At 53.4% G+C, this 20063-nt stretch carries 19 protein-coding genes; 14 read left to right on the top strand and 5 right to left on the bottom strand.

From position 1 onward, the window contains the following. Positions 1–10 precede the first annotated feature (10 nt). Positions 11–604: a molybdenum cofactor biosynthesis protein B gene (locus HMPREF1292_RS09995; protein ID WP_023019770.1), complete on the top strand. Its 594-nt coding sequence runs from the start codon at positions 11–13 to the stop codon at positions 602–604. 82 nt (positions 605–686) lie between these two features. After that, positions 687–926 (top strand): hypothetical protein, encoded by a 240-nt coding sequence (locus HMPREF1292_RS09990; protein ID WP_023019769.1) that lies wholly within the window; start codon positions 687–689, stop codon positions 924–926. Here the strand turns inward: HMPREF1292_RS09990 and mscL are convergent. The 3 genes from mscL to HMPREF1292_RS10935 are packed head-to-tail and all read right to left on the bottom strand — an operon-like array spanning position 920 to position 2988. Further along, the gene (mscL, locus tag HMPREF1292_RS09985; protein ID WP_023019768.1) at positions 920–1378 is read right to left on the bottom strand and encodes a large conductance mechanosensitive channel protein MscL; all 459 of its coding nucleotides are present in this window, start codon (positions 1376–1378) and stop codon (positions 920–922) included. The two genes, HMPREF1292_RS09990 and mscL, sit on opposite strands and share 7 nt — an antisense overlap. Before the next feature lie 37 nt (positions 1379–1415). Then, positions 1416–2273, bottom strand: a complete 858-nt coding sequence (locus HMPREF1292_RS09980) for an SAF domain-containing protein (RefSeq protein WP_034645304.1) — start codon at positions 2271–2273, stop codon at positions 1416–1418. Positions 2274–2325: 52 nt separating this feature from the next. Continuing rightward, positions 2326–2988 carry a 5-formyltetrahydrofolate cyclo-ligase gene (locus HMPREF1292_RS10935; RefSeq protein ID WP_023019766.1) on the bottom strand — a complete coding sequence of 221 codons (663 nt, stop codon included), beginning with the start codon at positions 2986–2988 and terminating at the stop codon, positions 2326–2328. A 76-nt stretch (positions 2989–3064) separates the two neighbouring features. Between HMPREF1292_RS10935 and HMPREF1292_RS09970 the strand changes: the two genes are divergently transcribed. From HMPREF1292_RS09970 to glpR, 4 genes are all read left to right on the top strand, one after another. Next, entirely contained in the window at positions 3065–4036 is a 972-nt protein-coding gene (locus tag HMPREF1292_RS09970; protein WP_023019765.1) for a UTP--glucose-1-phosphate uridylyltransferase, read from the top strand. 37 nt (positions 4037–4073) lie between these two features. Continuing rightward, the gene (gene glp, locus HMPREF1292_RS09965; RefSeq protein ID WP_021352800.1) at positions 4074–5378 is read left to right on the top strand and encodes a gephyrin-like molybdotransferase Glp; all 1305 of its coding nucleotides are present in this window, start codon (positions 4074–4076) and stop codon (positions 5376–5378) included. Between the two features lie 67 nt (positions 5379–5445). Continuing rightward, positions 5446–6138 carry a GNAT family N-acetyltransferase gene (locus tag HMPREF1292_RS09960; RefSeq protein ID WP_023019764.1) on the top strand — a complete coding sequence of 231 codons (693 nt, stop codon included), beginning with the start codon at positions 5446–5448 and terminating at the stop codon, positions 6136–6138. Between the two features lie 105 nt (positions 6139–6243). Further along, positions 6244–7761 (top strand): gephyrin-like molybdotransferase receptor GlpR, encoded by a 1518-nt coding sequence (glpR, locus tag HMPREF1292_RS09955; protein WP_023019763.1) that lies wholly within the window; start codon positions 6244–6246, stop codon positions 7759–7761. 3 nt (positions 7762–7764) lie between these two features. Here the strand turns inward: glpR and HMPREF1292_RS09950 are convergent, their stop codons facing one another. Beyond that, positions 7765–8436: a DNA-3-methyladenine glycosylase I gene (locus tag HMPREF1292_RS09950; RefSeq protein WP_023019762.1), complete on the bottom strand. Its 672-nt coding sequence runs from the start codon at positions 8434–8436 to the stop codon at positions 7765–7767. A gap of 138 nt (positions 8437–8574) precedes the next feature. On the opposite strand from HMPREF1292_RS09950, the gene HMPREF1292_RS09945 reads away from it, so the two are divergent. Beyond that, positions 8575–8985 (top strand): DoxX family protein, encoded by a 411-nt coding sequence (locus HMPREF1292_RS09945; RefSeq protein WP_021352796.1) that lies wholly within the window; start codon positions 8575–8577, stop codon positions 8983–8985. Further along, positions 8972–9682, top strand: coding sequence for a zf-HC2 domain-containing protein (locus HMPREF1292_RS09940; protein WP_023019760.1), 711 nt, complete (start codon positions 8972–8974; stop codon positions 9680–9682). The genes HMPREF1292_RS09945 and HMPREF1292_RS09940 overlap by 14 nt, the downstream gene beginning before the upstream one ends. Here the strand turns inward: HMPREF1292_RS09940 and HMPREF1292_RS09935 are convergent. Further along, positions 9649–11280 (bottom strand): dolichyl-phosphate-mannose--protein mannosyltransferase, encoded by a 1632-nt coding sequence (locus tag HMPREF1292_RS09935; protein WP_023019759.1) that lies wholly within the window; start codon positions 11278–11280, stop codon positions 9649–9651. The two genes, HMPREF1292_RS09940 and HMPREF1292_RS09935, sit on opposite strands and share 34 nt — an antisense overlap. Positions 11281–11413: 133 nt before the next feature. Here HMPREF1292_RS09935 and rsmI point away from each other — a divergent pair, with 133 nt between their 5' ends. The 6 genes from rsmI (at position 11414) to HMPREF1292_RS09905 (ending at position 20060) form a co-directional block, all read left to right on the top strand. Then, the gene (gene rsmI, locus HMPREF1292_RS09930; RefSeq protein ID WP_023019758.1) at positions 11414–12313 is read left to right on the top strand and encodes a 16S rRNA (cytidine(1402)-2'-O)-methyltransferase; all 900 of its coding nucleotides are present in this window, start codon (positions 11414–11416) and stop codon (positions 12311–12313) included. Positions 12314–12502: 189 nt separating this feature from the next. Then, positions 12503–14362: a BCCT family transporter gene (locus HMPREF1292_RS09925; RefSeq protein ID WP_023019757.1), complete on the top strand. Its 1860-nt coding sequence runs from the start codon at positions 12503–12505 to the stop codon at positions 14360–14362. Between the two features lie 131 nt (positions 14363–14493). Next, positions 14494–16335: a methionine--tRNA ligase gene (gene metG, locus HMPREF1292_RS09920; RefSeq protein ID WP_034646203.1), complete on the top strand. Its 1842-nt coding sequence runs from the start codon at positions 14494–14496 to the stop codon at positions 16333–16335. 52 nt (positions 16336–16387) lie between these two features. After that, positions 16388–17698 (top strand): MFS transporter, encoded by a 1311-nt coding sequence (locus HMPREF1292_RS09915; protein ID WP_023019755.1) that lies wholly within the window; start codon positions 16388–16390, stop codon positions 17696–17698. 79 nt (positions 17699–17777) lie between these two features. Continuing rightward, positions 17778–18617, top strand: coding sequence for a TatD family hydrolase (locus tag HMPREF1292_RS09910; RefSeq protein WP_021352788.1), 840 nt, complete (start codon positions 17778–17780; stop codon positions 18615–18617). 276 nt (positions 18618–18893) lie between these two features. Further along, the gene (locus tag HMPREF1292_RS09905; RefSeq protein WP_023019754.1) at positions 18894–20060 is read left to right on the top strand and encodes a resuscitation-promoting factor; all 1167 of its coding nucleotides are present in this window, start codon (positions 18894–18896) and stop codon (positions 20058–20060) included. The last annotated feature ends 3 nt before the right edge of the window (positions 20061–20063 follow it).

Genomic DNA, 20063 nt, shown 5'->3' with positions numbered 1-20063 from the left:
TGGAGCTTGAATGTCAGAAGACACTGATCTGCGCGCCACCCGCAATGCCCGGCCGTCATTGATGGATCTGGACGATCCCGACGCTGAGTTTTTCCTTGCCGCCGAGAAAGAAGGGGATCTTCCTGCTTATCGACGTGCACTGGTGGTCATCGTTTCTGACCGCGCCCCGGAGTCCTGGGATGGTACCGGACGTTTGGTTACCGAGTTGTTGGCAGAAGATGATTTCACGGTTGACGGCATCGTCGTGGTTCGTAATGATCAGTCGGAAATCCGGCAAGCCATTGAAACAGCAGTGGTCGGCGGCGTCGATCTAGTAGTTTCGATCGGTGGTACTGGTGTAGGCGCGCGAGATTGCACACCGGAAGCTACCAGTAGCGTGGTCGATATGCGGGTTCCTGGCTTGGCTCAGGCTTTGCGATCTTCTGGTCAAGCCTGTGGTGCCGTGGACGCCTGTACCTCCCGTGGTATCTGTGGGATATCTGGATCTACAGTCGTGGTGAATCTGGCATCATCTAGGGCCGCGATCCGCGATGGCATGGCAACGCTGGGGCCACTGGTGCACCACCTGATCGATCAATTACAAAAACATTCGCTGGATTCTTAAGACCTTTGTCTATGCGCAGCTAGACAAACAGAATTTGTAGCGACTATTGGTTGAACGATGAGTCACGAAACGGCGGACTACAGTGCACAATGATTTAGAATCGAACAACCGCGGGAGGCGTCGGCGAACCAAACGAATTTCTGATGCCCCGAACTATGATCGAACCGCCGAGCGTGAATTAAAAAATGGGTATGGTTTAGGCGGGGCTGTGTATGAGCCTGAGCGCAATGCCACAGCGAAGCCAGCAGAGCAGGCTTTCGCGAGTACAGGTTTTGATGAGTCTTTTTGGCGGGAACAACGCCCGCCGCACAGCGCCTACTGATCTTTGCGGGTCTCTGATTCTGTTGCCTGCGAGTTTGTAGGGGTGTGATCCCGCAATAAATCACGAATTTCTGCTAGTAGTTCTTCGGTAGTTGCTGCTGGATCTTTGTCGTCGTTGTCGTCGTCGCTGCCAATGCCCAGGCTCCGCTTTCGAGCCTTTTCTAGCTTGTTAATTGGCATAATGATGAGGAAATAGACAATTGATGCAACGATGAAGAAATTGATGACAGCGGTGATGACGGCACCGAAGTCCAAAAAAGTCGCTTCGTTGTTCGGGTTCACATGGAAACCCAAACCAGAAACATCCGCGCTACCGAAAGAAGCGATCAACGGGTTAATAATATGGTCCGAAACCGAAGTAACAATCGCGGTAAAGGCTGAGCCGATAATCACGGCAGTGGACAACTCAATGACGTTGCCGCGCATGATGAATTCTTTGAAACCTTGCAACATGAGTGCACACTTTAGCGCACACGATTAAGGGGGCCTATCAGTGAGCATCTCTTCCCGTGGCGCGTTCTCCAGTGAGAACTACCGTTAGTGGAGAAGCTAGAGAAGCTACTGCGACGCGTTGTGCTGCCGAGGCGGGTAGCGCCAGCATTACTGTAGCCCGGTTGCCTGCAGATGTGGCTTCCCGCGCTAGGATAACGCGTGCGCCTTCAGCAATGACAGTGTTGCTTCCGATTTGGCCGGGCCCGCCGGAATATGGCGAAATGCTGTTTCTAGCTTGGTCAATTCCAGGCTGGTCAATTCCAGCGTGGTCGACTGCATCGAGACCGGGACCGGTCTCGATGCCGCGTTCTGCATCCCGGTGATCTGCCCCGAATGACGTTTGGGAGTTTCCTGATGTGTCTTCCGTAATAACGCTGACTGTATCGCCATGATTAAGTAGCGGAATTATTTCTGGGTCCGCCAAAGATATCGGGACCATGTGCACGGATTCAAGGCCCGGCTCTCCGGACTTTTCACCAGTGATCTCGCCTGAGCTCTTTCCTTGGACCAACGTCGCGGTGAGCTCTGAACTAATGAAACGTGCATTTGTTACTACCTCACCTGGTTGCGTGGCAGAAACCGTGACGGTTCCCAACACATCTTCGGTGGCGGTGAACGCGCCTTCCGGAGTATAAGATTCGGGGCGTTCTTGCAGTTCTATATCGTTAATGGTGATCATTTGTCCGGCTTTGAGCTCGCCGGTAAACACCACCACTTTTGGATCGTTGCTTCGAGAATGCAGGGCCAATATCGCCGCAGCGCACACCAGCAGCATCGCTAAGATCCGGCGTAGCAATACGGAACGCTGGTGGCCAGGGGTGCGAAGTTGATGAAATAAGCGGGAAAAGCTTGGCATACCGTATTAGACTGCCGCTGAACTATGGTGGTTCCCGCTGGAAGCCTTCGGATCAAGAAATCGTGGTAATGCCGATTTCAGTGATTATCCTGTTCACAGCACAATCGCGCTCATCGTGTGGCACAAACGGACATACCTCTGTAGAAAAAACTACACCGACGAGTTCTGGCATTGCTTTTGCACTCGCCACCGCAGAAGAACTCGTATTGCTCGAACACGCTGTCCAGGCCTCGGCGATTGCGCGGTCATAGAACCCAGCACCTTTTCCGAGCCGGTAGCCGGTATGGTCTATTGCTAAAGCAGGCAGAACTATGAGGTCAAGTGTTGGCAAACACTCTGTGCTGGAAATACCTTCATCACGAGGCTCGGGGATAGGAAGTCTCGGATTGCGCACTGCGAGTGAATCCGGACCATCGTATTGCGACCAGCATAGACGGAAACCTGGCTGGCAGATCGGAAGCCAAAGTTCATCTGTGTGAGATTCCAGAGCATTGAGTAAAGTTCCGGCTCCAGGTTCGTCGTCAAGCGGAACATACCCTGCGACTCGCAAAGGCTGCCCAGGGAATCGTAAGGACTTGAGAAATTCCGCTACGTTTTGGCCCAATGCTGCATTTGACTTCCGCCAGGTGTCACGGTCGTGCGCAGCGAGCTGTCGTGCCTGTTGGTGTTTACTCCGTAACTCGGTTTTTGCAGTGGCAAGTGGAAAAGAGCTCATAATAACTAGAATAGTTCTACAATGATTACGGAAAGCCGTAGCCAATTGGGGCCGGTAAACAGGTAGTGTTTTGGGCATGTCTCAAGATGCTTCCGGATTCATCCAGGATTCACCGCACAAGAACTCAGCGATCATCAACACTGTTGTCGTTCCAGCAGCAGGGTTGGGCACACGGTTTTTGCCGACGACGAAGACTGTGCCGAAAGAACTCCTTCCGGTAGTTGATACCCCGGGTATCGAAATGATTGCAGAAGAAGCCGCAGCGTGTGGAGCACAACGTCTCGCAATAATCACCGCGCCTAATAAACAAGAAATCATGCGGCATTTTGATGCGTTCCCAGCGCTAGTTGAGACGCTGCAATCACGGGGTAAAGACGACCAGGCCCATAAAGTCCAACGTGCCGGGGAACTTATTCAGCCTGTCGCCGTAGAACAGGAGGAACCCCTTGGACTAGGCCATGCGGTGGGATTGGCTTCTGAATTATTGGATGAGCAGGAAGAAGCATTTGCCGTTATGCTTCCCGACGATCTCGTGCTGCCAATGGGAGTGATGGAAGAAATGGCACGGGTGCGAGCGCAGCTAGGTGGCTCGGTGTTGTGTGCCTTTGAAGTCGCTCCGGAAGAGACCGTGAATTACGGAGTATTTGACGTTGAAGCTGCTGACGACATCTCGGGGGTATCCGCAGAACGAGTACACAAGGTCAGAGGCATGGTGGAAAAACCAGATGCCGGGCAGGCACCATCGACGCTAGTTGCAGCTGGCCGGTATCTTCTGGACCGGGAGATTTTCTCCGCGTTGCGCCGCATCACCCCGGGTAAAGGTGGCGAATTGCAGTTGACCGATGCCATTGAACTGCTGATTCGAGAAGGCCATCCGGTGCACGTCGTCGTGCATCAGGGGACCCGCCATGATTTGGGAAATCCTGGTGGTTTTATCCCCGCGAACGTTGATTTTGGCTTGCGCAATGAGAAGTATGGCCCGACTCTGTATCGGAGCTTAAAGAAATTGTTAGCTGACTACGAACAAGAACAGGGGATTTCGGAATAATCCCGAAAGCCAGGAAGATCAGGAAGGTAGAGCAACTATGCGTTCGGTCGAAGAACAGCTTGCGCTGATTACTGATACGGCCATGACCCCGGAGCCGGTGCGCATAGCGATTACCGACGCTCTGGGCATGATGTGTGCCGAGGAAGTGCAAGCTAGCCAGCCACTTCCTGGTTTCCCACAAGCGGCGATTGATGGTTACGCGGTCCGTGCAGTTGATATTGGCGGGGAACGAGCGCTTCGTGCAGCTCCACCTCGTGGAGATACGGATTCTGTCGGTGATGCCCCTTTAGCACCTACGCCTCCTGCCGCGGAAAAATCATTGCCTGTGGTTGGGGAGGTCCCGGCTGGCTCGCGGCAGCCACTGCGTTTGCAGCCAAAACAGGTGGTGCGGGTGCACACAGGTGCGCCTTTGCCAACTCTTTCGGATGCTGTATTACCTCTGGAGTGGACAGACCGAGGCCGTAAACGTATGACGCCGTATCGGGCCGTGCGTTCCGGGGATTTTGTGCGGCGCGTTGGCGATGATATCCAGCCAGGCGATGTTGCGGTGTCTTCTGGCGCGATCTTGGGCCCGGCCCAGATTGGTTTGCTGGCTGCGGTGGGAAGGGAAAAAGTACTGGCCTATCCACGTCCGCGGGTGTCTGTTATCTCGTATGGACGGGAGCTGGTCGACGTTGATCGCGACCCTGGGTTGGGGCAAGTTTTTGATGTGAATTCGTATTCGCTCGCCGCGGCCGCGAAAGACGCTGGAGCCGATGTGCATCGCGTAGGAATCGCAGAAGGAGAGCCGCGGCGCATCAAAGAGATGCTGCAATCCCAAATCATGCGCAGCGAAATTATCGTGATTTCCGGCGCTGTTGGTGGTTCTGGTTCCCAGGTGATGCGCGAAGTACTCGAAGATCTCGGGGACATTGATACCAGCCGGGTTGCTATGCACCCAGGGTCTGTACAGGGATTCGGTTTGATCGGTGAACAACGGGTACCGGTCTTCCTATTGCCAGCGAACCCGGTTTCTTCCTTGGTAATTTTTGAAGTTTTTGTTCGGCCGCTCATCCGCTTGTCATTGGGCAAGGGGGCGGCGCACCGACGCTTGGTGCGGGCACGATCGATAAATCATTTGACCTCGCGTCCTGGCAGGAGGGGATATATTAGGGCTCGGTTAATGCGTGATGCACAAACCAGTGACTATTTGGTGGAAGGTTTGGGCGGAGCCACTGGCGCTCCCGCGCATTTGTTGGCTGGACTGTCACAAGCGAATGCAATGATTCGTATTCCCGAAGAAGTCGATGAAGTACGCCCTGGCGACGTCGTCGAAGTCATGTTCTTGACGCAGCGTGCATAAAAACTACGAGCCCTGCTGCATGGGGACGGCCATGCGAGATATTTTCGGCAGGACGAACTGAGTATTCATGCTGGATCCTTTCGGAATAGCTGCTAGCAGAACTAAGAAGCCAGCGCGAGGCACACCGCACCCTGTGCATCCTGGTTGGCCGGAATCTACTGCAGAAGTGCGGACGACGAGTGGACTTCGTGTTCGACTGCGTCCGCTGCGTCGGGGCGACGGTGCGGATTGGTGTGAGCAGCGGCTAGTTGATCAATCGTGGTTACAGCCGGTTGAACCGACGGCGATGCGAGGGTGGGAAGCCGCGCATACGAAAACTGCTTGGTTAGAGCATCTCCGTTGGCTGAATGTACAAGCCAGGCATGGGGAGCTCGTGCCATTTGTGATCGAGGTTGATGATGAGTTTGCGGGACAACTTACTTTAGGTGGAATCCAACACGGAACCGCGGCGAGCTGCTGGGTGGGGTATTGGGTGGCTTCTTTAATGATGGGTAATTCAGTGGCAACAGCTGCGTTAGCGCTCGGTATAGACCACGCATTCCAGCGCATTGGGGTGCATCGAATAACTGCCACGTATCTGCCGGATAATCCCGCTAGTAGGCAAGTATTGATGAACAATGGGTTCCGCGAGGAAGGCATTTTGCGCGGGTATCTACATATTGCGGGTTCGTGGCGTGATCACCAACAAGCTAGTTTGCTTGCCGACGATTACAGCACATCGGCGACTGCACGTTTGCGTGCGAGTGGAAAGTTGTTGTGAGTCTAGTCTTTTGCGGCGTGCCTGGCGGTTCAGTCACACACTTCCCATTAGTCTAAAACGATAACTAGCGCCTAGTTGCTTACTTCGGAAGGTGGCAATTTCCTCATGTCAACAACCCTGATCATTGCTTTGATCATCGTCGTCTGGCTCGTTGTGCTTGCGCCGTTGATCTTCCGTGGGCACAAGCCGATTCGTCATTCCGGAGAAGGCTTCAATGACACGCGTGTGGTCTTTTCGGGTGGCAAGGATGTGCTTAAAACCCCAATGCGACCGCGGATGGCCAGTGCACGTTTAGTCTCTGGTATTGATACTGAACCTGCTGTTGATTACGAACTGGTTGACGCTGAAGAATACGAGATCATAGACGAACCGTGGAATAAGCGCGCTTCCGCTGCCGAGCCCCAAGTTGTCGATAATGCTACCTCCAGCAATGAAACAGGCTTTGACAGCGTAGACGACTCGGGGCATTCGAACGCAAACGAAGCAGAAGTTATTGACGGCGAGCTGGTTGCTGACCAGGGCGAGTCCTTTTCCTCATCCGACGATGTTATTGATGGCGAACTCGTTGCTGATCAAGCGCATGGTTCTGCTAATGCCAAGGAACTGGGTGCAGAATTTGGTGTTGGTGAAAGAATTGACAATGAATCTGGTGCAGCTGCGGACGTTGCTTCTGAGCCAGTTGAAGAGGAAGCAGAACCTCAACCGCGCGTAATCATTTCGGAGCTGTCACCGGATGAGATGTATAGCCATGATGAGACCTATACTTCACCGGTGGATCTGTTGTATCCCGGCGTGGTTGATGCCGATTCGATGATTACTAAGAGCGCAGTAGAAGAATCTGCAGAAACCGCGGCCAGCGAATCCGAGTCAGCCGAAGCGAATCCAGCCGAGATGAATCCAACTGAGGGTGCCGAAGCTGAAACTGATGATGCGGCTATGGCTGATGATGTTGTCTCCGGGGGATCGGATGCGGAGGAAGCATATTCGGTGGCATCTGCGCGTGCGGACCGGGAAGCAGAATTAACGCTGACTGAAGAAGAACTTGCTTTTGCTGCTCGTCGTTCACAGCGTGGTGGTTGGAATCCAGAGGCAGAACGCAAGTTGCAGGCACAACGTACGAAGCGTCGTCGTAATAATTTGGTGCTGTTGCTCGGGGCACTCGCGGTCCTGCTGGTCGTTGCAATTCCAACTGGTGGTTGGTTCTGGGCACTGCCAGCTGTTACTGGTTTGCTTACCCTGTTGTACTTGCTTGCATTGCGTGGACAAGTACAACAAGAGCAGGAGCTGCGTGCCCGCCGCATAAGGCAGTTGCGCCGTGCGCGAATGGGAGTGCGCAACCGAGAAGATGACGAACACCGTCTGGACGAGCACAGACCTTTCGTCAATCCGAACTTGCGTCGCCCAGGTGCTGTGGTGTTGGAAATTGATGATGAGAGCCCGGATTTCGATGAGTTACGAACTATCGATCATCAACAGCTCAACGATGATCGCGGCGATTATGCTTCGCGTACGTTGTACCGGCAACAGCAAGCCAGCCGTGTCCCTGCCTTGCGTAGTGTTGCCCGCGACGGGTCACTTAACGCTGGTCGCACTGTCCGCACTCGCGGGCGCCGGGTGGTATAAGCCTCAGGACTCGGCCCCGTCAGCTTGGCCTCTTGTGGCGTTTACGGCCGGGTCCCCGGGTGCAATTTCATATCTTATGAGCCCGACGGCTTCGAATAATGCGTACATCGATGTTGGCCCAACGAAGCTAAAGCCCTTCTTTTTTAACAGTTTTGCCAGTGCTGCTGATTCCTCGGATTTCGTCGGTACTTCATCTAAATGGCTATAGATGGTTATACGTGCATCTGTCTCCGTTTTGTTTCTTGCGTCTTGCGGAGCACAAGAGCGAATGAGTTCTTCCAGCCCACCCGGGTAATCCGCATCCGTACGTAAATTGACACAAGCCTGTGCATTGCTGATGACTGCACGAATTTTGCGCTCGTTGCGGATCATCCCAGGATGTTTGAGCACGTGTTGCACATCTGTTTCCTGAAAAACTGCTAGGTGATCGGGATCAAAATCTGCAAATACCTTGCGCAGGATTTCCCTGCGGCGCAAAATAAGTTCCCAAGATAAACCTGCTTGGAAACTTTCTAGACATAGCCGTTCAAAATAGGCTTGTTCACCATAGATTTCTCGGCCCCATTCAGTGTCATAATATTCTCGCAGTAAGTCGTTAGCACAGGCCCACGGTGGCCGGGTAATGCCATTACTGTCGATAAGCATGCCATTGCTCAGCGGGATTAGTTCATTCATAGCGTCTCCTTTGTTCATACAGAACAGTAAGCCACAGCGCTCCGGCTGGTTCCGGTTGTTAGTGTGTGTTACTGGTTATTTAGACTAGGGAAATGGCATGTTCGGTTCCCAGCGATGAGCCGGGGTAGTCTAGTGAGCATGCACAAGCCCGCCATCCGTGATGCCATGTTGTTTCTCGTACGCATCGTAGTTGGAGTTATCTGCATCATTCGCGGCCTGGATAAGCTATTTTTCCGGGGGATGGACGACACCGTCGGTGCCTATTCAGCTGTGGCAGTGCCTGCTCCAGCCATTACGGGGTGGACTGTGATGCTGCTGGAGATTTTCTTCGGTGCTGCGGTTGTAGTTGGAATTTTGACCACCTTTGCAGCGGGGGTGCTATTTGTCGTAACAGCCGCCCTCCAGTATTTTCTGGGCGGTCTTGATTTTTTGGGCGAGCAACCGAGTTATGAATCCTTCTTGATGTTTCTTACTCTATTACTTGTGATAGTTGTTTTCGGTGCCGGACGAGCCAGCGTGGATGGGGTGTTGAGTCGTGCCGAGTCATGATGAAATCCAAACTGCATTGTCCGCGCGCATCGATGGCGAGCCTGCCGGCATTACTGACGAAATTCTTGACGCACATGTTTCCGGGTGTGAGCAATGCCAGACTTTCCAAAATCGCGCGCTTGCGCTGACGAGGAGTATGCATCACGCCAATGAGCACAGCGGTGATGAATTAACCCCGCCGCGGCAATTGACTGAAGATATTTTGGCTGGTGTGGAACCAACCTGGCGTCGTTCGGCACGCAGGGCTGAGCTGAATACGATTCTTGCCCGGCTTACGCTACTTGTGTGTGGCGTTGGTTTCGGCATTTGGGCCGTCGTGCAAGTGATTGCTTCCGGGGGATTGATCCCGCAAACTTTAGACGTCCAGGGCGAGGCAATTCTCGATCCGAGCGCGGATCCGCACCTGGCAACCGCACTGATGGAAGGCGCAGCTTTGCGTGCTGGGGTCTCGCTTGGTTTGCTTGCTGCTGCTTGGCGCCCCTATTGGGCATCCGGCTTAATGCCGGTCGTTGGTGCGATGGGAATGTTCTTTAGTGGTTTTATTGTTCGAGATCTGGTTCTCGGGGTAGCTACCAGGGAACAAATTTTGTTGATCGCCATGCTGCTTGTGAGCGCACTTGCTACCGCCTGGCTGTGGATACGCTACCGCTACGTGCAGCATCGTTATGTCCAGCTGGGTAACCACATCATTGAGTGATACCAGCTGTTTGAGACTGGTAAGCCGTACAAAATTGGCGAGAAATAGACAAACATCCCGACGACTGTGGCGAGGTATACGATAACGACGATGCTGCCCAGCCGTAGCTCGTGACCAGTGAGTCGGACAAGCAGACGCCAGCGCACGAATCTGCCCTGGTGCATGAGACGTCCGAGAATAATCGCATATATGACAAGAACAAATGGGATAAACGCGGCGGCGTAAAAGAAATACATTTGCCGGTCGTAAGCCGCTAGCCATGGCAAAAAACCAGCGGCAAAGCCAACCAACGGCCAGGCGAAAGCGTGGTCTCGATGAATTATTAAGGCCCACAACGCCCACGCTAGGCCCGGCACAATTAACCACCAGATTGCCGGGGTGCCAAACAAAAACAGCATTTCCCGGCAGCCACCTTTCGCGCCGCCAAGCGGGCAATCTAATTCGGTGTTGGAGTAATACAGAATCGGGCGTATCCCAGCTAACCAGGACCAAGGTTTGGAATCCCAAGGGTGTTCGTGACCACCTGATGTTGTCAACGAAGCATGAAAATCTAACACCGATCGGTGGTAATAGAACCAACTGGCGATTGAATCTGGTAAAGCCTGTAATGGCGAATCGTCGTCGATGGTGCCATCGACAGCTGCATGGCGGTAAACCGCGGTTTCGCTAGAAAACCATGCCCGCCAGCTCCAGAGATAGACCAGAATAGGCACTAACACTAATGAGGCGAGCGCTGCGGGAATATCATGCAGCCAGATTGCCGAATATGGTCGGCTGATGCCATAACGCCTTCGGATAAGCAGGTCGCCAAATACACAAAACAGGCCGAAAAAGGCGATGTAATAAAGTCCGGACCATTTAATTGCTAGTGCGCCACCGAGCATGAGGCCAGCTCCAAAACGCCACCAGCGCACGCCGAAGCGTGGGCCAAATACCGAACGCCAAGCACCGGTGGTTGATTCGTCGGCGAGCGTTTTCCAAGCCTGGTGCATCCGCCGTCGCATGTCCCTATGATCACGCGCGAGCATCCAGGCGGCAGTAATAATGAAAAACACTTGGAAAATATCCAGCATGCCGAACTTTGAACTGACCAGAAGGACACCGTCGAAAGTGGCTAATATTCCAGCTAGTGCGCCGATATTCCAGGTTTGGGTGAGCTCTCGCGCCAGCAGCATGGTCATGATTACGACTGCTGTTCCGAAGGCTGCTGCCATCGTGCGCCAGCCCATTGGGGAGTACCCGAAGACAAACTCAGAAAGCGCAATTATCTGTTTCGCCAGTGGAGGATGGACGACGAGCCCATAACCTGGGTTGGATTCGATTCCACCGATAAGTAGGTGCTCCCAGCTACGCACAATGTCCCATGCCTGCGGCACGTAGTGCTTTTCATCGAAGATCGGCGTGCCGGAAGATACTGGATGTGGCAGCCCGAGAAAGCGTGTGATTGCGGCTAACACGCCAATGAGAAGGAATGACCAACCGTCGCGGCGGTCGAACGGGATTCTTATTAGCTGGGGCGTAGAGTACGGGCGCACGCTGCGGGCGTGTGCCCGGCGTGTACGTGCCAGGGGAGCACTCGATTTTTCAGCAACGGCCATCACTCGGAATAGTTTAGGCGAGAATAAACAGCCGACGATACGACGACACCAAGAGCTCGGAGCGCAAAAGAAAAAGTTCCTAGTTAGTTGCGGTGCTGAGTTCGGATAGCAGATATGCCATGCTGGAGGCGTGATGAACGATCAGCCAGAGCAGTTAAGCGCGCAGAACCACAATGCAAACCTGCAGCAGCAATTGCCGCATGGAATCATCGTGGCGGCCACCCCGTTGGGAAACCTTGCTGACGCCTCCCCCCGGCTGATTAGCGCACTGCAACAAGCAGAGCTCATTGCTGCTGAAGATACAAGAAGATTGCGAAACCTTGCGAATGCTCTGGGGGTGGAATTGCGTGCGAAGGTGGTCTCGAATTTTGATCATAACGAGGCCGGACGGGTGTCTGAGCTGCTGCGTGCAGCACGCAATTCGAGTGTGCTGGTGGTTAGCGACGCTGGCATGCCAGTGGTTTCGGATCCGGGACATAATATTGTGGCAGCTGCGCACGAAGCTGGGGTGCCGGTGACAGCTATTCCTGGCCCGTCTGCGGTGCCCACTGCTCTAGCGCTGTGTGGGCTGCAGGTGGGAAAGTTTATCTTTGATGGTTTTGCGCCGCGTAAAGACGGTGCCCGGCGTAGTTGGCTGGAGTCACTGCGTAATCAAAAGCGGGCTGTGTGTTTCTTTGAATCTCCACATCGTTTAGCCGATACCTTGCACATTGCTGCGGAGGTCTTGGGGGAGCAGCGTCGTGGAGCTGTGTGTCGTGAGCTGACCAAACTCTATGAAGAGGTGAAACAAGCTCCGCTTGGCGAGCTGGCAGCGTGGGCAGAAGACGGAGTCAAAGGGGAAATTACGGTCGTCATTGAGGGAGGCGAGCAGACTCACTTGACCGTGGAGGATGCAGTCGGCCGGGTCTCCGAACTTGTTGATGGTGGCATGCGTTTGAAAGCAGCGTGCAAGCAGATTGGGGCCTGGACTGCGCATTCGAATCGGGAACTTTACGACGCATTCCTGCGCGCTCGAGCCAAAGAAGAGGATTAGTGACGAAAAACACACCAGCTGCGCTTCTGTGGCATTTTGAGAATTGTGAGTGATATTAGCGAGATAATGCCAGTAAAAATGCGTTGCCTTGCTGACGAGTCACGTAGTTGACGTCTTTATTTGCTTAACAGCTGTTTTTCAGCTTATTTGAATTTGATTGCCGGGTGTTTTTCAACCACGCTGGTATCCATGAATAAACCTGACTCACACGACTCTAAAGGCGCCGATGGTGCTGTGGGTGCTGACCGCGATAAAGTTGCGGATGGTCCACAACTAGAAACCAATGCCAATTTGGTACGCGAGGATCTTGATGAGCTTTCGGCTACCAGGCAGATCGCCTACATGCTGGAACATGAAGATGATGTTGCGGTAAGCAGCGTGGAAGATTCAGTGGAGTTGGCTTCGGAAACCGAAGATAGCTCGATTGACTGGGCAGTGGTGGCCCCGGCTGGACTACTGGTGTTGGCTACCGTTATTTGGGGCCTGGCGTTCACTGATTCTTTTACAGCCTTCGCCAGCACGGCTTTTGGTTGGATCATTGACAATTTTGGTTGGGCCTTCATGCTGTTCACCACCGTGTTCGTGGTGTTCGTGATCGCTATTGCTGCTTCGAAATTTGGAGCTATTAAATTAGGTTCGATTAATGAAGAGCCTGAATTTAATACCATCTCGTGGATCGCAATGATGTTCGCCGCTGGTATGGGGATCGGCCTGATGTTCTTCGGTGCTGCGGAACCGACTTTCTTCTACAACGATGGTGTGCCGGGCATCGACAATGACCCGGTCGGCGGTGCCATGTCGCAGGCAATGTTCCACTGGACGTTACATCCGTGGGCAATTTACTCGATCGTAGGTTTGGCGATTGCCTATTCGACCTTCCGTGTAGGGCGCAAGCAGCTGCTGTCTTCCGCATTCGTGCCGTTGATTGGTGAAAAAGCTGCTGCGGGCGGCGTCGGTCGTGTTATTGATATTTTGTCGATTTTTGCGACGGTTTTCGGTACCGCTTGTTCGTTGGGGCTTGGTGCATTGCAGATTCAAGCAGGTTTGGCCGCTTCCGGGATTATCGATGATCCATCGATGTCTGTGGTAATTGGCATTGTTTTGGTGTTGACATTGGCCTTTATTCTTTCGGCGCTGTCAGGCGTCGGTAAGGGCATTCAGTACCTGTCGAACGCCAATTTGATCATGGCAGCAACTCTTGCAATTTTTGTTTTTATCGTTGGGCCAACCGTTGTGCAGTTGAACTTGATTCCAGGGTCGTTGGGTTCCTACCTGCAAAACTTCCTGATGATGGCCGGACGCACCGCAGAAAACGGTGAAGCAGCCGCTGACTTTAGCTCTGCATGGACGATTTTCTACTGGGCATGGTGGGTGTCCTGGTCGCCGTTCGTTGGTATGTTCCTGGCTCGTATTTCCCGTGGTCGCTCCGTACGTGAATTCTGCGTCGGTGTGTTGCTGATTCCATCTGGTGTTTCCACTATTTGGTTTGCGATCTTCGGCGGCACCGCCATCGATATGGAACGCGACAATGAGGGCGTGGTTTATGGCGATGGCACGACGGAAAACATGCTCTTCAACATGTTTGATCAGCTGCCGTTGGGTTCAATTGCCTCGATTGTCGCTATGGTTTTGCTGGCGACGTTCTTCATTACTTCGGCAGACTCTGCGTCAACGGTGATGGGCTCGATGTCGCAGCGCGGACGCATGGTAGCTACCCCGTGGTTGTCGGCGACTTGGGGTGTTTTGACCGCTGCGGTTGGTTTGACCATGCTCATTGGTGGCGGCGAGGATGCTTTGGATTCGCTGCAGTCAGTGACCATCGTGGCCGCTTCGCCGTTCCTTCTGATCATCATTGGCTTGATGTTTAGCTTGGTGAAGGACCTACGTAATGACGTAATCTACGTGGAGCAAAAGGAACAGCAGGCCTTTGCGCGCAAGTTGGCTCGTGAACGTCGTTTGACTCGCGAAGCACACCGCAAGGAAGAGCTGAAGAAACGTCGTTCTGAACGCCTGGAAAATTTGAAGCCAGAATCGATGCGTAAGAAATAACCAACAGCACTAGCGGTCGCAGCATCAGTCGTGGTGTTGCTCGCTGTATGGATGTGAATCAGCTGCGCATCCTGTGAGTTCTATGAACCCCGGTAACCACATGGTGCCGGGGTTCAATTATGCTTGAGGGCATGTCTGAAAATGTGCTTGTGAATGTTGCCTGGCCGTATGCCAACGGCCCCCGTCATATCGGACACGTCGCAGGATTTGGCGTACCTTCCGATGTATTCGCGCGCTTTCAGCGAATGCGTGGCAACAATGTCCTGATGGTTTCAGGCACTGATGAACACGGCACTCCGCTGTTGGTGCAAGCTGATAAAGAAGGCGTCTCCGTGCGTGAGTTGGCTGACCGCTATAACCGGCAGATAGTCGAAGATTTGCGTGGTCTGGGCCTGTCCTATGACTGGTTTACCCGTACAGTTACCCGGACTCACTATGCGACGGTGCAGGAACTATTTAAAGGTTTATATAACAACGGCTACATGGTGAAGGAAACCACCATGGGGGCGGTTTCGCCGTCGACGGGACGTACTTTGCCGGACCGTTATATTGAAGGAACCTGTCCGATTTGCAACGCCGATGGTGCTCGCGGCGACCAGTGTGATAACTGCGGTAACCAACTCGATCCCGCTGATTTGATTGATCCTGTTTCTAAGATCAACGGCGAAACCCCGGTTTTCCGTGAGACCGAGCACTTTTTGTTGGATCTTCCTGCGCTTGCCGACGCTTTGCGTGAATGGTTGTCGGGACGGCAAGGCTGGCGCCCGAACGTTCTAAAATTCTCGCAGAACTTACTGGCAGATATGCGCCCACGTGCGATGACCCGCGATATTGACTGGGGCGTGCCAGTACCGATTGAAGGCTGGGAAAACAACAACGCGAAGAAGCTCTACGTGTGGTTTGATGCGGTGATCGGCTACTTGTCTGCTTCGCTTGAGTGGGCCCAGCGCACTGGTGACCCGGATGCATGGAAGCGATTCTGGCTGGATCCAGAAACGAAGTCCTATTATTTTCAGGGCAAAGACAACATCACCTTCCACTCTCAGATTTGGCCTGCGCAATTGCTTGGCTACGCAGGCAAAGGTGCGAAGGGCGGGGAACAGCACCGCTATGGTGAAATCAACCTGCCGACGGAAATTGTGTCCTCCGAGTTTTTGACCATGTCTGGGTCCAAGTTCTCCTCGTCTAAGGGCTTGGTCATTTACGTCAAAGATTTCTTGGAAGAATTTGGTCCAGATCCACTGCGGTATTTCATCGCGGTAGCGGGGCCAGAAAACAACGACGCTGATTTCACCTGGGATGAGTTCGTTCGGCGCATTAACAACGAATTGGCGAATGGCTGGGGTAACTTGGTCAATCGCACTGTCTCCATGGCCCACAAAAACTTCGGTGAGGTGCCAAAGCCTGGTGAATTAACCGATAGCGACCGCCGCATCCTCGAATTGGCGCGCAACGCGTTCGATGTTGTCGGCGAGGCGCTGGAGAAATCCAAATTTAAAGCCGGAATCACGCATGCTATGCATGTAGTAGGTGAAGCCAATGCGTACATCGCCGAAAATGAGCCTTGGAAGCTGGCGAAGGATGATTCCCAGCGTGAGCGCTTGGCGACGGTTTTGTGGACTGCACTGCAGGTCGTTTCCGATTGCAACGTGCTTTTGACCCCGTACCTGCCGCACTTGGCACAGCGTGTGCACGAAACCTTGGGCCGCGAGGATCTGTGGGCTGCACAGCCGGAAATCGTAGAGGTTACCGACGATTATGATGTGCAGCTCATCGGCGTCGGTGTGCCAGAGAAAGGCCAAAAGCATCCTGCGATCACAGGCGATTACGCGGCTCAGGGGGCAGAATGGAAGCGCTTAGATATTGTCCCAGGTACCGTTTTGGCAAAGCCGAAGCCGCTGATTACGAAACTCGATCCAGAACTGGCCGAAACTGGGCCAGAATGGGCGCCGGTGACGGATTCGGAAGAATAATTCATATTCATAACGCTAAACAGCTTCATAACGTTAAGCAGCATGGTGGAAGGTGAGTTTGACGCGTGACGAGCAGTCCAAGCGCTCAAAATTAGTGGTTGGTGGGGTTATTAGTACCCCACTTGCCGTTGTTGCAGTGGTCTTGGCGGCGGCAAATTTGCGCGCCGGGATTTCTTCGCTGGGTGCGGTGCTGAAGCAGGTCATGGTTAGTTTTCAGGCGCCTGCTTCGATTGCAGGACTGCTTACCGCTATGCCCGGTTTTGCTTTTGCCATCATGGGGCTGGCAGCTGTGCCGATAGCTCGGCGTATCGGGTTGAGCGTTACACTTTTCGCGGGAATGGCGGCCATGTTGGTGGGCCTTGCCTTCCGGCCATTGATTGGAGCTTATTTACCTGGTGGCATGAGCACTTTTCTTGTGCTGACCGCGTTGGTTGTTAGCGGTATTGCACTGTTGAATGTGCTGTTGCCCGCCTGGATTAAACAACATGCACCCCGGCGTTCAGTAGTACTGATGTCATGCTATTCCGGCTTTTTAGGATTATCAGGTGCTGTTGCGCCATTGAGTGCCTTGTGGTTTTCCGGTTCGGAAGCGTGGCGCCCTGCACTAGGAATCTGGACCACTCTAGCAGTATCGCAAGCTATCGTCTGGACCCTGGTGCTAATACGCGTTGGGGTGGATAAACCTGCGAAGCCCGCCGCTGAAAAGGACGCAGATACCGCATCCACCTCCTCGGTGTCCCGTGCGGATGCAGAGGTCGGTTGCGATATGATTGCCGAGACCTCTTTGTGGCGATCTCCAACTGCAGTGGCGATGATGCTACTGTTCGGCCTGCAATCGTCGAATGCATATGTACAAATGGGTTGGCTGCCGCAGATGTATATCGATCAGGGTGTCGCACCAGGTAGGGCAGCAATAGGCTTATCGGTGCTCGGGACTGTCAATGTCATCGGGGGAGTGAGCATGCCGTTTCTGGTTGCTCGAATCCGCGACTTACGCCCGGTAATCGTGCTTTTCGGTGCGTTGACTACCGTTGGTTATTTGGGAATTATTTTTGCTGGAGACGCAGTTCCAGAATTGTGGGCCATAGTGCTTGGCTTAGGTGGTTTGTGTTTTCCCACGATTCTCGCTTTGTTGGCAGCAAGGACGCGTACCCCTGAAGTTACTGCACGATTGTCTGGTTTCGTGCAGCCTTACGGTTATTTGTTAGCCGGAATTCTGCCACTACTGATTGGATTCGTGTATCAAGCGACTGGTCAGTGGTTGTTGATTTTGATCGCGATGGCTCTGACGGGCGTGGGTATGTCCGCGCTGGGGTATCGCGCGGGTAAGAAGGTCTACATTGATGACGAGCTTGTACGTTAAGACTTTGCACGCTAAAGACGTTAAAGACCTTAAGACAAGGTGGCTGCAAATAAGGATTTCGCTATTAAACTAGGGTGCTATGTCGAAGAAGAAATCACGCCCGCAGCCATTTCCCGCACCGGAAATTACCGGAATAGTTGATGCGCACACGCACCTTACGTCCTGCCGTGGAAGTAGTCTTGAGGAGTTTCTTGAGCGCGCTATTGCCGGCGGCGTCGGTGAAATCTGCACCGTGGGGGATGATTTAGCTGAAGCCGAGCAAGCATTGCGCGCAGCAAGGCAACACCCCAATCTACACGCTGCGTGTGCGATTCATCCGACTAAGGCAGAGCAGCTGAACGACGAAGCCAAAACTCGACTCTCCGAGATGGCGCGTGATGAAAACTGTGTTGCTATTGGTGAGACCGGCCTCGATTCTTATTGGATCAAGCACGCTCCAGAGTCGACTGCCACTCTGGAACAACAAGAAGCATCCTTACGTTGGCATACACAGCTCGCGCGCGCAGTAGGCAAGACGTTGATGATTCATAATCGGGAAGCAGATGCCGATTTACTGCGAATTCTTGATGATGAGCCTGCGCCGCCACAGGTTATGCTGCACTGTTTTTCTTCACCAGTATCGATGGCGCGCGAAGCTATTGAGCGTGGCTGGATATTGAGCTTTGCTGGAAACGTGACATTTAAACGAAACGATGAGCTGCGGCGTGCAGCTTCCTTGGTGCCGCGGGGGCAGTTGTTGATTGAAACGGATGCTCCATTTATGACCCCGGAGCCGTTTCGTGGAGCGCCAAACGAGCCGTCGTTGGTTGGGCATACTGCGCTGTGCGTGGCACAGCAGCGTGGTCAAAGTGCTGAAGAACTCGCTGCCGAGGTGCGTGCTACCTATCATCGCGTATACGGGCTGGATGAAAGCCACTAACGTCACGTCGCTCATACGGTACAGGTGTGACAAATTGCATAGTTTCTGTTCTTCCAGGTTAGCTGGGTTGGTAGTGACCTTGGAGAAAGTTGTGTGATTTGTGAATTTTGTGACAGCTGGGTTTTGAGCGCGTTTCGCCACGCGTCGCCGCGTTACCGTATTGTTATCGTCGTTGCAGAATGAGTTGGCCTCATTGCGGGTTACTGGCATTCAATGTGCAGTAGGTGCAGTGGTTGCTCCTGTTCAGTACGCAGTTCGAGAGTCTTAAGGAAGTTCATGTCGACCAAAAAGCAGATCCAGCGGATTAACTCCAATGCATCTACCCCTTTACGCGTTGCTACTGGGGGTGTCGTTGGTGCTCTGCTGGTCGGTGGTGTCGTTGGACTGGATGCGCAAAAAGATATTGTGGTTGATGCCAATGGGGAAAAAATCGAACTTTCCACATTTGCCGGTGATGTAGAAGCTGCGCTTGCCGACGCTAACGTGGAGCTGAGTGCGCATGATGTAATTTCCCCGGCGCTTTCGGAGGGCGTGCATGAAGGCGACACCATCACGGTGCGCACCACAAAGCCAGTGGCTGTCACCATCGACGGGGCAAATAAAGAACTGACTACTACCGCTAGCACCATCGGTGAGCTGCGTAGCGAAATTGATGGTTTACATCGGAATGCCAAATTGTTGGCTAATGGTAAAGAAGTCTCTGGTGATGACGAACTCACCACTGGAATGAAGTTGGAGGCTGTGGAGCCGAAAATTATCTCGATCACCGATGGCGGGAAAACCGTCTACACCCAGCAAGCAGTGCGTACCGTGGGTGAATTGCTGGATATTCGCGATATTCACCTAGGTGAGTTTGATCGACTGCACCTGCCGGAAGATACTGCGTTAACTACGGGCATGGATATTGCCATTGATCGCGTTCACTTCGAAGATGAACTCATCAATGAGCCGATTGAACCTGAGGTTATCTATCGCGACGATGCAAACTTGCCGGAAGGTGATGAGCACGTGATTGAAGCCGGGACAATGGGTAACCGGGAAGTTAACCTGCGGAAGAAATTCGTCAACGGGCATGAAGAGTCTGTCGAACGCGTTGATGAGCGTGAGGTCGCGCCTGCGCAAAAGCGAGTAATTGCTCGTGGCACAAAGCCAGCATCACCTGCGGCTTCTGCGCCTGCTGCACCTGCCGTGGCAGGCGGTTCGGTGTGGGATGAACTTGCTGCATGTGAATCCAACGGTAACTGGTCCATTAATACTGGTAACGGCTACCACGGTGGCTTGCAGTTCAACGCTGGTACCTGGGCTGCTTATGGCGGAACGGCATATGCACCAACCGCCGATCTTGCTACGCGCGAGCAGCAGATTGAGATTGCGAAAAAGACTCAGGCAGCCCAAGGCTGGGGTGCATGGCCTGCATGTACTGCCAAGATGGGCTTGCGCTAATAA

It is taken from the genome of Corynebacterium sp. KPL1995, from assembly GCF_000477935.1.
GTDB classification, from domain to species: domain Bacteria; phylum Actinomycetota; class Actinomycetes; order Mycobacteriales; family Mycobacteriaceae; genus Corynebacterium; species Corynebacterium pseudodiphtheriticum.
The sequence above is the reverse complement of the archived record's forward strand: the minus strand, read 5'-3'. Positions and strand labels throughout refer to the sequence as shown.

Coding starts and splice junctions, on each gene's coding strand:
- rsmI (WP_023019758.1), top strand. CDS start 11,414: ATGAACGATCAGCCAGAGCAGTTAAGCGCGCAGAACCACAATGCAAAC.
- mscL (WP_023019768.1), bottom strand. CDS start 1,378: ATGTTGCAAGGTTTCAAAGAATTCATCATGCGCGGCAACGTCATTGAG.
- HMPREF1292_RS09910 (WP_021352788.1), top strand. CDS start 17,778: ATGTCGAAGAAGAAATCACGCCCGCAGCCATTTCCCGCACCGGAAATT.
- HMPREF1292_RS09925 (WP_023019757.1), top strand. CDS start 12,503: ATGAATAAACCTGACTCACACGACTCTAAAGGCGCCGATGGTGCTGTG.
- glp (WP_021352800.1), top strand. CDS start 4,074: ATGCGTTCGGTCGAAGAACAGCTTGCGCTGATTACTGATACGGCCATG.
- HMPREF1292_RS09945 (WP_021352796.1), top strand. CDS start 8,575: ATGCACAAGCCCGCCATCCGTGATGCCATGTTGTTTCTCGTACGCATC.
- glpR (WP_023019763.1), top strand. CDS start 6,244: ATGTCAACAACCCTGATCATTGCTTTGATCATCGTCGTCTGGCTCGTT.
- HMPREF1292_RS09935 (WP_023019759.1), bottom strand. CDS start 11,280: ATGGCCGTTGCTGAAAAATCGAGTGCTCCCCTGGCACGTACACGCCGG.
- metG (WP_034646203.1), top strand. CDS start 14,494: ATGTCTGAAAATGTGCTTGTGAATGTTGCCTGGCCGTATGCCAACGGC.
- HMPREF1292_RS09905 (WP_023019754.1), top strand. CDS start 18,894: ATGTCGACCAAAAAGCAGATCCAGCGGATTAACTCCAATGCATCTACC.
- HMPREF1292_RS09970 (WP_023019765.1), top strand. CDS start 3,065: ATGTCTCAAGATGCTTCCGGATTCATCCAGGATTCACCGCACAAGAAC.
- HMPREF1292_RS09995 (WP_023019770.1), top strand. CDS start 11: ATGTCAGAAGACACTGATCTGCGCGCCACCCGCAATGCCCGGCCGTCA.
- HMPREF1292_RS09960 (WP_023019764.1), top strand. CDS start 5,446: ATGCTGGATCCTTTCGGAATAGCTGCTAGCAGAACTAAGAAGCCAGCG.
- HMPREF1292_RS09980 (WP_034645304.1), bottom strand. CDS start 2,273: ATGCCAAGCTTTTCCCGCTTATTTCATCAACTTCGCACCCCTGGCCAC.
- HMPREF1292_RS10935 (WP_023019766.1), bottom strand. CDS start 2,988: ATGAGCTCTTTTCCACTTGCCACTGCAAAAACCGAGTTACGGAGTAAA.
- HMPREF1292_RS09950 (WP_023019762.1), bottom strand. CDS start 8,436: ATGAATGAACTAATCCCGCTGAGCAATGGCATGCTTATCGACAGTAAT.